General features: G+C 45.9%; 11 protein-coding genes and 1 rRNA gene. 2 read left to right on the top strand and 10 right to left on the bottom strand.

Annotation, left to right across the window (positions count from 1 at the left end; genetic code table 11):
* Together QUB16_RS23750 and QUB16_RS23745 are read right to left on the bottom strand one after the other, a co-directional pair.
* Nucleotides 1-309: ribosomal RNA gene (locus tag QUB16_RS23750) — 16S ribosomal RNA — on the bottom strand; the annotation flags it as partial.
* A gap of 783 nt (nt 310-1,092) precedes the next feature.
* Entirely contained in the window at nt 1,093-3,030 is a 1,938-nt protein-coding gene (locus tag QUB16_RS23745) for a serine/threonine-protein kinase (protein WP_333319941.1), read from the bottom strand.
* Between the two features lie 501 nt (nt 3,031-3,531).
* Between QUB16_RS23745 and QUB16_RS23740 the strand changes: the two genes are divergently transcribed.
* Both QUB16_RS23740 and QUB16_RS23735 read left to right on the top strand, forming a co-directional pair.
* Nucleotides 3,532-4,014 (top strand): 2Fe-2S iron-sulfur cluster-binding protein, encoded by a 483-nt coding sequence (locus QUB16_RS23740; protein ID WP_333057691.1) that lies wholly within the window; start codon nt 3,532-3,534, stop codon nt 4,012-4,014.
* 38 nt (nt 4,015-4,052) lie between these two features.
* A complete protein-coding gene (locus tag QUB16_RS23735) occupies nt 4,053-4,523 on the top strand; it encodes a phycobilisome protein (RefSeq protein WP_333319939.1) in 471 nt (156 codons plus the stop codon).
* Between the two features lie 17 nt (nt 4,524-4,540).
* Here QUB16_RS23735 and QUB16_RS23730 read toward each other — a convergent pair whose 3' ends face one another.
* The 8 genes from QUB16_RS23730 to QUB16_RS23695 all read right to left on the bottom strand — a co-directional run bounded on the left by QUB16_RS23730 (nt 4,541) and on the right by QUB16_RS23695 (nt 11,320).
* Nucleotides 4,541-5,707, bottom strand: a complete 1,167-nt coding sequence (locus QUB16_RS23730) for a pentapeptide repeat-containing protein (RefSeq protein ID WP_333319937.1) — start codon at nt 5,705-5,707, stop codon at nt 4,541-4,543.
* 245 nt (nt 5,708-5,952) lie between these two features.
* On the bottom strand, nt 5,953-6,615 hold the full coding sequence (locus tag QUB16_RS23725; protein ID WP_333319935.1) for a V4R domain-containing protein: 663 nt from the start codon (nt 6,613-6,615) through the stop codon (nt 5,953-5,955).
* Nucleotides 6,616-6,665: 50 nt separating this feature from the next.
* The gene (locus QUB16_RS23720) at nt 6,666-7,133 is read right to left on the bottom strand and encodes a phycobilisome protein (protein ID WP_333319933.1); all 468 of its coding nucleotides are present in this window, start codon (nt 7,131-7,133) and stop codon (nt 6,666-6,668) included.
* 170 nt (nt 7,134-7,303) lie between these two features.
* The gene (locus QUB16_RS23715) at nt 7,304-7,570 is read right to left on the bottom strand and encodes a hypothetical protein (RefSeq protein WP_333319931.1); all 267 of its coding nucleotides are present in this window, start codon (nt 7,568-7,570) and stop codon (nt 7,304-7,306) included.
* A gap of 94 nt (nt 7,571-7,664) precedes the next feature.
* Nucleotides 7,665-8,366 carry a V4R domain-containing protein gene (locus tag QUB16_RS23710; protein ID WP_333128737.1) on the bottom strand — a complete coding sequence of 234 codons (702 nt, stop codon included), beginning with the start codon at nt 8,364-8,366 and terminating at the stop codon, nt 7,665-7,667.
* A gap of 851 nt (nt 8,367-9,217) precedes the next feature.
* Entirely contained in the window at nt 9,218-10,273 is a 1,056-nt protein-coding gene (locus QUB16_RS23705; RefSeq protein ID WP_333319929.1) for an alpha/beta fold hydrolase, read from the bottom strand.
* Nucleotides 10,274-10,535: 262 nt separating this feature from the next.
* Nucleotides 10,536-10,709 (bottom strand): type II toxin-antitoxin system HicB family antitoxin, encoded by a 174-nt coding sequence (locus tag QUB16_RS23700; protein WP_333319927.1) that lies wholly within the window; start codon nt 10,707-10,709, stop codon nt 10,536-10,538.
* Between the two features lie 62 nt (nt 10,710-10,771).
* Nucleotides 10,772-11,320, bottom strand: a complete 549-nt coding sequence (locus QUB16_RS23695; RefSeq protein ID WP_333319925.1) for a hypothetical protein — start codon at nt 11,318-11,320, stop codon at nt 10,772-10,774.
* Between the last annotated feature and the right edge of the window lie 38 nt (nt 11,321-11,358).

Here is an 11,358-nt window from a genome sequence, read left to right as displayed (position 1 = left end):
GGAGTCTGGGCCGTGTCTCAGTCCCAGTGTGGCTGATCGTCCTCTCAGACCAGCTACCGATCGTCGCCTTGGTGGGCTTTTACCCCCCCAACTAGCTAATCGGACGCGAGCTCATCTTCAGGCTATAAATATTTTCCCTTTCGGTACATCGGGGCTTAGCAGTCGTTTCCAACTGTTGTCTCCGTCCTGAAGGCAGATTCTCACGCGTTACTCACCCGTCCGCCACTAAGTATTTCTACTCCGTTCGACTTGCATGTGTTAAGCAGACCGCCAGCGTTCATCCTGAGCCAGGATCAAACTCTCCGTGTTGGATTGTTTTTTTGGCTTAGGTCAAGTTCTTTCTACTCAGCCCTGAAGGCTGGTTTTTTTCCCTTGACTTTTTTCTCGTTGTTTGCGATATTGAATATCAGCGATGCTTTTACTCTCTATCTTGATTTTTTTGACGAGGTTAATAGTGCTTTAAGCTTTCAAACTATTCTTTTTTCTAGGTTCAGTTTTTTACCTTTCTTTTGACCTTTAGTTCGCGGTTGTTTGAACCGCTTCCCTTCTGGCGCTTTATTAATGTATCAACTCTCCCCAGAGTTGTCAAGCGTTTTGTGAAAATATTTTTGAATTTTTTTTGAAGCTATACACAGTAAGGGTTTCGACATTTATCGCCTGCTCCGGTATCCCCTGGCTGACTCCTCTTTTAACTATGGGGTCTTTTTTTTGGCCAAAATACGGCTTTGGGGCGGACTATTTCCCGCGCATGGGTAGAAGGACTCAGTGGTTCAACATGATGGGGCTTACTTGGAGTAGAGGTTAGGCAAAGTTAGAGTGTAAGGGGTGAGGCTGGATCACAGGGTGAGGATGAGAGAAGCAGGCTGGTGCATGAGTCATATATATCTGTAAGTGGTGTCTGCATTTCTGGGACTTTACTGAGGGAGGTTTGGGTCTCAGATTGAGCCGATCGCCCTTAACAATTCCTCTGATTCAAAATCCCGAAGTTGACACGACACGGTACTCTAACCCCGATCGAACTCCCAGGAATCGATCGCGCGCAAATACACTATCCGGAATTACACCCCCAAACTCCTTCAGTTACCCCAGTTATCAGCCTTTGATGAGCGAGCGCGAGTTGGTCTCCTCAACATCTACATCTAAAAAATGCAAGTGACTCTCTTCCTCAGTATTGACAGCAATCACCAAACCCCTATTCCCCCAAGGAGCGATCGCCCGGGGTGAGGGGGGGCTGCTAAAATTCCCTACTTGAATCCCTTGACTGTTTAACACTTCTATCTGCCCCCCAACATCTGCCAATACCCATCCCCAATTAGCCACACAAGCAGACACGGGCAAACTTTCCAGGGGAATTCGCGCTACCTTGAGCGGCCACAATTTCATCAACAGCACCGCCGCTTTACCACCTTGGGGAATTCCCAGCAAAGTATAAGGCTCAGGTGTCAATAGGATCTGTCCGACACTGGCAGACAACCGCACAGAACCCACGGGCGTGCCGCGGCGAGTGTAAACTCTAAAAATAGTTTGGGGATTTTTTGGTTCGTTGTCCGGCCAAACTGCTAAGACGTGTCGCCGATCCAAAAAAATTAATTCTGGTAAATAGTGTTCTGGTAACGGCACAGTAGCGATCGGCTTCAGGGCTTTTTCCCGATCGCCCGCAGTGCTGTTTCCCGCTAAAGAATAAAAACGCAGTTCGCCAGGAACCGCTACTGTCAACCAGTTGCCGTGAGAGTCAATAGCAGCTTTTAAAGCATCTGGGCCTTGCCTCAAACCCATATCCAGCAAACACTGAGGCTCCCAAGAGCGCTCATTGAGCCAGTAAAGTTTTTGCGGAGTGAGAACGCAGCAGCCGTGGGAAGTCGGTAAAATGCTACGCACGATTTCGGCCATGAATGAAATAGAAGTAGACATTTCTCCTGTAACTAGCTGTTTTTCCGGCTGACACCACACCTTCACCTCTGTACCTACAGCAGCATAGAGATACGTTTCAGTGGCAATTAAAGCGGTCAACGGTGCAGGAAGTATCAGTGGCTTTGCCTGCGAAAGCGAATAGCGCACAGTCCGAAGTAAATTAATAGCCGACTGTGAAGCTTTTTCCTCTTCAACTTCTAGCAAAGACTCAGTTTCCGACTTCAGACCTTTATCACCACTGGTTGTGGGATTTTCCCAGGGAATAATGCAGTCGCCCAATTGTCTGACCGCGGGGTCGTACATGATCAGCCGCAGAGCTTGAGCCATTTGGGAAGCACTGGCAAAACGGCGGGCTGGCAGCTTTTCTAAAGATTTTTTGACTATTGCTTGCAAAGGTTCGGGGATGGCGTCGGGAAATTGCAAGCGTTGATTCAGGTGCGCCCACCTCAAGTCTCCGGGGGTTCCCCCGAAAGGGCGGTAGCCCATTAGCAATTCAAACAGCAGAATTCCTACTGCATATATATCTGACATCGGGGAAAAAAGACCGTAAAACCGCTCTGGGGCCATGTAAGCGGGGGAACCTACGGTAGCGTCGGGAGAAATTTCTTGGTGGAGGCGAGTGGTACCAATTTCTGGCAGCCGACGCGCGATGCCAAAGTCAGACAGCCGGGGCGACCAGCCTTTGGCACCTAAAGTTAGGAGGATATTTTCGGGTTTGATGTCGCAGTGAACTACGCCTCGGCGGTGGGCGTAGTCTAAGCCTGCTAAAACTTCCATGACTAGCTGCAAACCTTCGAGTAGACGCAAGGGGCGCTCTTGTTTGAGCAGGTTGCGGAGGGTTCCTCCCTCGCAGTAGTCCATAACCAAGTACCTGCCTGTAGCTGTGTGTTCTAGAGCTCGGCAGGTAACAATGTTCGGGTGCTGCAAGGTGATCAGAAACCACAGCTCTCGCAAGAATTCGCTAGTTGGGGCTTTTTGATGACTCAGTTCTTTGAGAGCAACCAGTTGGCTGGTGAGGCGGGAGTCCTGGGCGGGAGCTTCTCGAACGCTGGCACAAAAGACTCGACCAAATTGTCCTTGTCCGACTAGCCCTAAAATGCGGTACTTAGAATGTTGCATCGGTCTAATTATAGAAAAAGCTTGAGCTAGTATTAAAATATGTAAATAATTCTGACAAAAATTCAAATTTTTGAATCGCTCGCCAGGTACTGCTATGTTATCTCAGGTTCATTCTCAGCCTCCTTGAGAGCGCTCGCACAGTCGCACCTACTAAAATCCTTGAGCTTCGGAATCACTATCAATCTTGCCGGATTGGGGTACCCGATCTGGAACTACCTGTGGCTGCTATTTTAGTCGATCGCGACTATTACAGTTTTTTCAATGCCATCCAGAAAGTATCTAAGGTTTTAGCTTTTCAAGGCTAAGCTGGGGAATCGGGGCGAGGGAACAGCGATATGACCAAAACAGAAGTGCGGTTATGCCATAGGGGTTAGAGATCCAGAAGCCGATGCTCTCGTCAAGGCATCTTAACCTTTTGGAGTGTTAGCCAAATTTTTTTGCGCTTTGAATAAGTCGATCGTAACTTGCTAAATACTGAACTTGACAGGAGCAAACATCAATATGGTTAAAATTATTAAACTAGATCCAATTGCGGAGGAAATAGCAGTCGAAACCCGATCGAATATCCTGTCTGCCTTACTTTCCAAAGACTTAGACGTTCTCAAGGAATGCGGGGGGCGGGGAATGTGCGCTACCTGCCATGTTTACATTAAAGAAGGCATGGAAGGCTTGTCGGACATGAACCGCCGCGAGAAAAGGACGTTGGAAGTCATTACTACGGCTAAAGCCAATTCGCGACTTGCTTGTCAGGCTCAAATTATGGGCGAGGGTGTGGTTGTAGAGTTGCCTGCGGGGATGTACATTAATGCTATTGAAAATGTCGAAGCTCTGATCGGCCGCCGGGCCCAGCAAGATTTATTACACCCAATTACGGGTCAAGTAGTTGTAGAATCAGGAAAGTTAATTACTCGTTCTATCGTTACACAGCTTAATGAAACCCGCTTTCAAGTAGGACAGTATTTAGTTCGGACTAAAGAAGCTTAAAACTGATATGTTTGTATTTTAGTAGTAGAGAAAAATCTATGTTGAGCCAACTTGCGCGTTTGAGCATGGAAGCAGACGGACGCTACGCCAGTGCAGAAGAACTCCAATTTTTGAAAGACTACTTTCAGTCTTTGAATCACCGGATGAGTGCTTATAAAAAAATTCAAGCCTCTGAAACAGAAATTATGCGGCAAGTGGAAGCACAAATGCAGTCTCTAGACCCTAGTTTATTTCGGCGGGGGGGTAACGATGTCACTGAAAAGTGCCGTGGAGATATTGTGCGGGTGTTGAGGCATTCGGCGGCAGCACTGTTGATTAATGATACGGAACGATTGCGCGATCGGCTACTACTTTGGTTGCAAACTATTTTAGGCGCTGTTCAAGTTAGAAATAGTGCGACCGTGACCTATGATGTGATGAAAAAGGTTCTCAAACAATATCTCACAGTGGAAGAAAGGAACCTATTTTTTCCGATTCTGGACATCAACCGCACTTTACTAGGCAAATAATCAAGGGGGTTGACAAGTTAACGCCGATAAACTGTGCCGTTAGGAAGAGTGGCTCCAATCAACTTCGCTCCCGTCAAATCCGCCTCAGTGAGAATCGCTCCCCGGAGGTTGGCTCCTGTCAAGTCAGCTTTCTGCAAGTTGGCTTTACTCAGGTTAGCTTTGGTCAAGTTAATTTCATGCAGGCAAGAATTAGACAGGTCGGCATTGATCAGGTAGGCTAGACTCAGGTTGGCTTTGCTGAGGTTGGCTCCGCTCAAGTTAGCTTCCATCAGATAAGCACCGCTTAAGTTGGCTTCATTCAACAATGCCTCTGCCATATTAATTCCAGTTAAAAGTTTGCGGCTCAAGTCTACACCGCCCAGATCGGCCCCGCTGAGGTTAATACCGCTTAAGTGGCTACCATTCAAAGTAATGTTTCTCAGATAGGTTTTGCTGAGGTCTGCTTTGCACATATTGGCTCTATCCAAGCAAGCTTCGCTAAGGTCTGATCCGATCAAGCACGCGCCGTTTAAATAGGCTTGAGTGAGGTTAGCCCGCCTGAGATTAGCTTTCAACAGGTTGGCTTTACTGAGGTTAGCACGGGTTAAGTTGGCTCCGGCTAGGTTGGCTTTGGATAATTCGGCTCCGGTGAGCTGTGCTTCGGTCAAGTCTGCCTCTTTGAGACTCGCTAGACTTAAGTAAGCATCTTTGAAGTTGGCTCCGTTGAGATTGGATTTAATCAGATAGGCTTTACTGAGATTTGCCTGAGTCAGAACGGCTTTGGTGAGGTTAGCGGCGCTCATATCTGCACCTATGAGATTAGCATTGGGAAGAATTGCTCCGGTCAGGTTTGCCCAATTCAGATGAGATCCGGCTAGGTTGGCGCCGGTGAGATTGGCTCCGATGAGATTGGCTCCGCTCAGACTGGCTGCCATGAGGTTGGCGCCGGTGAGATTGGCTCCGCTGAGGTCGGCTTTGCTGAGGTTGGCTCGGCTCAGATGGGCTTTGGTGAGGTCGGCCCCGCTGAGGTTAGCACCGATTAAGTAGGGCCGTTGCTGGTGTTGGTTGAGGTTAGCCAAAATTAGAGTTGGGGCATCGCTGGAACGGTATAAATCGATCGGACTCAACACAATGCCGCGCAGATTTGCCAGTCTAAAATCTCTTTCGCCGGCTGCATATCGATTTAGAAGTTCATTGGCGTCCATTAAGTTCTAGCAAAATGTTTTAGGTTTTGATTGGTTTTAAATTTTATGAATTTCTAGAGTAAGTTAGGAAGTTTCTAGCTGCTAGTTATGATCGGGTTTTATTTGAATTGCTAAAACCTGATTTTTAAAGTCAGGAGCTTTTTTATAATTTAACTCACAGTTTTGATGATGATACGGTTGATAATATGGATGCCCAAAAATCGATTTGACAGCTATTAGCAACAAAGTAATAGCTGTCAAATAAGTCAGTTTTTTTGGAAAAGTTGACTGAGAATAGCTTCATGGTCTTTTCCTTCTTCGACCATAGACTCGCCCGGTTGTAGGCGCTCGCGCAGCCCTAAAATAAAGCGGTTGCAGTCCGAACCCAATGATTCGCAGGATGTTTGCAGGCAGTGAAGTTCTCGACCCGTAAGCTGACTAAAGAACGAACTTAAAATACCTGCTTCTAAAAAACAGGCTGGTCGCTTAGACTTGGGGGCTGTTTTAGCAAAAAGAGAGTTAGCAATTTTTACTATTAAAAATCCATGTTCTGAATAGCTGGGGTCAAGCTCAAATGTTCCCCATCCATGAGTTTTCCAACACTGCTGCAAGGACTGAAGAAATTCTACCATTTCCATTTCAGAAACTGGCTGACCGTAGTATTCGCTGACTTCTTCGCAAAAACGCACGTAGAAGTTTTTACCCCACCAGCGACCGCAGTTGAAAAGCACGAGGCGGGAGGCTTGACCTGTTTCTTGTTCTAAGCCGATATAAATGGCTTGAATCAGTGTTTCTGGGAGTGCTAAGAGCCGATCGCCCCGGCGGTTTTCGAGGAGGCCGAGTTCGAGGTCGCCTCGGACGTAGGCATCGCTGGCAAAGTAGTTTCCAGGGAGTCGGGGCTGTTTGAGTAAGTCGGCAATATTAATCATCGGAAATTAGGAATTGGGAATCGGGAATTGGAAATTGAGAAGAAAGCTGATTATTTATTACCTTGGTCAATAATTGACTGCGCTTGGTCGAAAAATGGTTGCAATATAGCCCGGGCTTGCTCGGAAAGCAATTCTTTTAAACGAGTTTGCAGCAGATTGCAAACAGTTGCTTCGATCTTTTGAGTTTGGTGGGCTTCGACTATGCCGGAAAGCCAGTCTACAAGGCGCTGTTCTAAAAAATTTCGATCGTTTAGCAGCATAGCCATAGCGCAGTACCGCAAGACTAACACCCAATGTTTGAGCGATCGTTCTAAGGTTTCTTGTTTTTCGTCGGGGAACGTTTCTTGTAGCTTGTTGGCTACTGGTTGGAAGATGCTTGCTTCCTTCTCTCGCAAAAATTCGTAAATTTTTAAGCGCTGGACAAGGGTTACAGCTTGACGCTTAAAAGCTAGGAGTTCTTCGCCTTTTAAAAAGCGGTTTTCTGCCTGATCCAGCAGCGCCTCAATCTCAGGGTGCATGATTTTAATTAAGTGGTAATCGGTAATTGATAAAAGGAAGGAAGTTCGGCAACGAGCAATGTACGGGATTTAACGGATTTAACTAAGGGATTTTGAAGGATGAGGAAAGAGGGGTGAGGGAAGATGGATTAGGGATTGCCCTATTTTTCATTTTCCATTCCCTACATTGATTAAAACAGGTCGAATAGGTCATCAATGGTGACTTCTGCTTGTTCAGAAATAGAAATTACTGGCAAGGGTGGCGGTAGGGGTAGGGCACCTACTTCCGGAATTCCTTCCCAAGAAATAGCTTGAAAAAAGTCTGCTACTGGCTGGGTTAAACTCAGAAGTTGACCGGGGCTTGAGCCATTTGGGGTTTCTAAAGATTTTCCCAGCCAATTATAGTGACCAAAGAATTCTTGGACAGATTGGTCCAACCATGAAGTTTGACTTTTCATCTTTCTTCCTGCCTGGAGAAATCCACCATTGCACTTTCAATCGCGAAATTGGTGGGAGGAAAGGCAGGGCAGGGGATGTGCCTTTCCAGGTTGTTTACCGCAATATTTCACCGTGTTGCAGTCGATTTTGAATATCGCGGGCGTTGGCACCTTCGTTGAGCCAGAAGGCTGCTGCATCAATTTTATCTGGGTTGCCAAGCAGGAACTTGCAATAGGTTTCTCCCATGGAGTAACATTGGAGTTCTATGCAGCTCAGAGGCTTTTTGACTAAAGAGCCGAAGAAACCGGCGAACAAACCGGCGTATAGGTGACAAACCGGTTTGCCTACGTCGCCCAAAGTGCGAGCAACTGCTGAGTCAAAGAGGTTGATGAAGATGCAGCCGTGTTTGCGATCGCTCATGTCCACTTCCCAGCGACCCCAACCTTGAGCCGTGAAAGGCCACCACCAAGTTTCTAGCAGAAACATGAGATTTGACTGGCGAATGTTCTGGCTGTATTCGGCACTAAACCATTTTTGAAAAAATTCGGAATCTTGGAGTCCCCACTGGCAACCAATAGTATACATGATGACAGAGGACGCGGGGCCGACTTCTTCTTCGAGCCCCTCCACCAAACCGATAATGAAGTCTTCGCTGGTAAAAATGTTGCGCGACTCATTCCAGTCGTCAATTGTACCCATCTGGCGATCGAAGGCAAAAAAATCCTGAAACCTATAGTGGCTGTGAGTTTTAGGATGCTTTTGCTTCAGGAGCGATTCGCTGTGGGGGGAGATTTCTTTTTTGGCGGTAGAGACCATTGGCGGGTTATTCCTTTTTGGTGTAGTTTGGTGAAAATTAGAGTCAAATAGACTGGCCTGTGTATCCAATTTAACTTCATTTTTCTAAAGGCAGGCAGGGTATAAATTTTTACGAGCATATAAAAATTAAAAATTCTAGGATACTAAATTTGGGGGCTTGTTGGGAGTTCTGCTTTCGGACAACTGCTATGTGAGTGCTGGCGAAAGTGGGTATAACCTGAGATGTTGCACTATTGTCAATAAGCTTTTTATGAACAGGCTTTTCGGCCTGTTCCACAAGACAATCTACTCTTTGTGGAACAGGCCGAAAAGCCTGTTCTTGAGAATGGTGCAAGATGTGAGTTTTAACCCACTGAAAAGCTGATAGGAAAAGGCTTTTAGTCTTCTAAGCGAGGACTTTCGCTCTCTCGACAGGAATTTCCACCCCTGGCGGTTAGTGGTGGGGGAATGCTGGTTTCGACTGGCTCAAGAAAAATTTCGGTTAAGAAAAAGGAATTACGAGAGAGTATTTCTCGCAATTTGCGGTTTGATTAGATTGAGAGTTGGAGCTTTAGTTTTACCTAGTTAATAGCTGACACAATAATCAAAAAAACGAATAAATTAATCGATATTTATTCACCAATTTTTAACTAAAATTGCTTCTAATCTTTATGCGGTCGTCAAATCGAGGTTAAGTCAACTGGCTGTGCAAATTATGCACAATTCTGTCTCAGTAAGCCATTCAGCTTCTGCCCAGATGTCTAGTGTTTTTGCGAAATAGTTTTAAGGTTCTGGACTGGAGGGATTAAACCCCCTAATCCTTTCTTCCCCGCAACTATTGCCGAGAAGTGTTAAGGTTTTATTTGATAATCTTAATCAACACTCAAGGCATCGAACCACTGTAAAATCCGATTCCATGCCCACCACCGATCGCTATCAGCAAATTGATGCTGACAACGTTTACTACTGATATGCCCAACATGACCGCCGTAGGCTGTCACCACTAATTCTAAGGCAGAATTGTTCGCGCCAATGGCTTGCAACTCAGAGACAAGCACCGGATCAAACATCGGATCATCTGCTGCATAAAGGATGTAAGTGGGTTTTTTGAGGTGAGGCAAAATGTGTAGAGCGCTGCTAGCGTCATAGTATTCTTCCACAGAGGAGAAACCTAACGGGCCAATTACCAGTTCATTGTCAAAGCCCCAAATGCTGTTGGCGCGTTCAATAGCGGCAGGATCGATCGCCCCTGGATGTGATGCGGCAATCTGTTTTGCTAGTTTTTTTAACTGTCGCGCGATCGCTTTTTCTAAAAATTTCCCCCACTCATCTTTAACTAGATAAGACAGAGAACGGTTCGAGTCCAAGCTGGGGCAAATCACCGCCGCGCCTGCTAGTTCTGACTCTTCGATCCCTAAGTCCGGCCCCCAATCTGCGATCGTCTGAGCTGATTTTACAGCCCACAAGGCTAATTGTCCGCCCAGAGAATAACCCGTGAACCAAAAAGGGGCGGGACATCCCATTTCTTTAGCAGCGGCAGCAATCCGAACGAAATCTTCGCCTTCGTATAGGCCATCAGAAGTCAGGGTGGGAGAGAGTTGGGCAGTTTTGCCGTGAGCTCGCCAGTCAAATAATACCACTGCACAGCCTTGGGCATAGGCTTTACGGCCTAGTAGCCTCAGATACCATTGATTATCCAGATCGCCAGTAATGCCGTAAGTGCCGACAATGGTATATCGGGGATTTTCGGGGATGGCAACCCAGCCGAAAATCGGGACTCCACAGGCACCAGTAAAGATGTGTTCTCGGTAAGGAGGCTCTGGGTAGGCGATCGTCTTTTCCCAACTGCGACTAGCCCTTAATGCGGTGTACAACGTCATCAATAGGCCGTTGTTCAGCAGCCAAGGTGGAGTATAGGCAATGGTCATAAGCGGATGTGGGAAATGTCTGTCTTGTTGGTGGGAGGTTTTTACTTGACAGGTTGGCTATTTTAGCGAATAACCCTGAAAATCGCAATACTTTTTGAGTAAATGCACTCAAGGGCGAAGTCAAGCCAAAATAATAAACAGGACTTACGCAGGCACGCTAGATATAGCGTGGCAGTGTTTAAGCGATCGATCTCGCCCTGCTTAGCAGAGTGTATCGGCTTTGCACTTATTCCATACTTGACTGATATTGCTTTCAACAAATTTAACCAGCCTGAAATAATCGTTCTAGCTTCTTAATTGCTGGCAATGGTTTACCTTCTGCTTGACAACTCTCAATTAGTAACTCTAGTACCTCTCGCGCATTGTAGATAGCTTCTTCATAATAATCTCCGTGAGTTACTCGTTGCATTACATCTTCAAATTCCGGCAAAAACACGACAAAGCACCGATATTATTCTGACCATTGGATAACAATTGTATATTTCATGGTTAGTTAACTTATCGCATCTTTTGTTCTACTTCTTCTAGGGACAAATCGAGAGCTTGGGCAATTTGTTCTGCCGTTAATCCAATTTTCACCAATCGCGGTATCGTTTCTAGTTTAGCTAGCTTTCGCTGAGTTTCAATATTGTCATCCTTGCTAGTCAGAGGTGTAGAAGTTTCTCTACTGATAGATTCAAAATTTTCTGATTTATATTTTTCTTTTACTTCTGAAGGATTAGAGCAGTGATTAATATTGCCACCAATAACATAATGACCAATAATTTGGCTTTTGTAATGAGATTTGTCAACTCCTAATCTTTCAATAGAAGCACGAAAATTTGACTTATTCAAATCTTCTCCCAACACTTCAGAAATAATTTGCCAAAGTGCGTAAGCTTCATCTTTTGCATGACCTCGCGTACATTGATATTCTTTCGCAATATCGGCGTATTTCTGACCGTTGAGAACGCCTTTGAGAATTGCTATTTGCAGACTATCGAGGTGTTTACCTGTTTGAGCGACAACCTGTTCGTCTAAATATTTCAACACCTTTGTTACGTCCATAGTCTGTTAAAAATCTTACTCTATCCGTCATTATCCGC

It is taken from the genome of Microcoleus sp. D3_18a_C4 (genome assembly GCF_036702415.1).
Classification (GTDB): domain Bacteria; phylum Cyanobacteriota; class Cyanobacteriia; order Cyanobacteriales; family Microcoleaceae; genus Microcoleus.
The sequence above is the reverse complement of the archived record's forward strand: the minus strand, read 5'-3'. Positions and strand labels throughout refer to the sequence as shown.

What these genes read in the sequence shown, in the direction of transcription:
- QUB16_RS23745 (WP_333319941.1), bottom strand. Translation starts at nt 3,030, where the DNA reads ATGCAACATTCTAAGTACCGCATTTTAGGGCTAGTCGGACAAGGACAA.
- QUB16_RS23740 (WP_333057691.1), top strand. Translation starts at nt 3,532, where the DNA reads ATGGTTAAAATTATTAAACTAGATCCAATTGCGGAGGAAATAGCAGTC.
- QUB16_RS23735 (WP_333319939.1), top strand. Translation starts at nt 4,053, where the DNA reads ATGTTGAGCCAACTTGCGCGTTTGAGCATGGAAGCAGACGGACGCTAC.
- QUB16_RS23730 (WP_333319937.1), bottom strand. Translation starts at nt 5,707, where the DNA reads ATGGACGCCAATGAACTTCTAAATCGATATGCAGCCGGCGAAAGAGAT.
- QUB16_RS23725 (WP_333319935.1), bottom strand. Translation starts at nt 6,615, where the DNA reads ATGATTAATATTGCCGACTTACTCAAACAGCCCCGACTCCCTGGAAAC.
- QUB16_RS23720 (WP_333319933.1), bottom strand. Translation starts at nt 7,133, where the DNA reads ATGCACCCTGAGATTGAGGCGCTGCTGGATCAGGCAGAAAACCGCTTT.
- QUB16_RS23715 (WP_333319931.1), bottom strand. Translation starts at nt 7,570, where the DNA reads ATGAAAAGTCAAACTTCATGGTTGGACCAATCTGTCCAAGAATTCTTT.
- QUB16_RS23710 (WP_333128737.1), bottom strand. Translation starts at nt 8,366, where the DNA reads ATGGTCTCTACCGCCAAAAAAGAAATCTCCCCCCACAGCGAATCGCTC.
- QUB16_RS23705 (WP_333319929.1), bottom strand. Translation starts at nt 10,273, where the DNA reads ATGACCATTGCCTATACTCCACCTTGGCTGCTGAACAACGGCCTATTG.
- QUB16_RS23695 (WP_333319925.1), bottom strand. Translation starts at nt 11,320, where the DNA reads ATGGACGTAACAAAGGTGTTGAAATATTTAGACGAACAGGTTGTCGCT.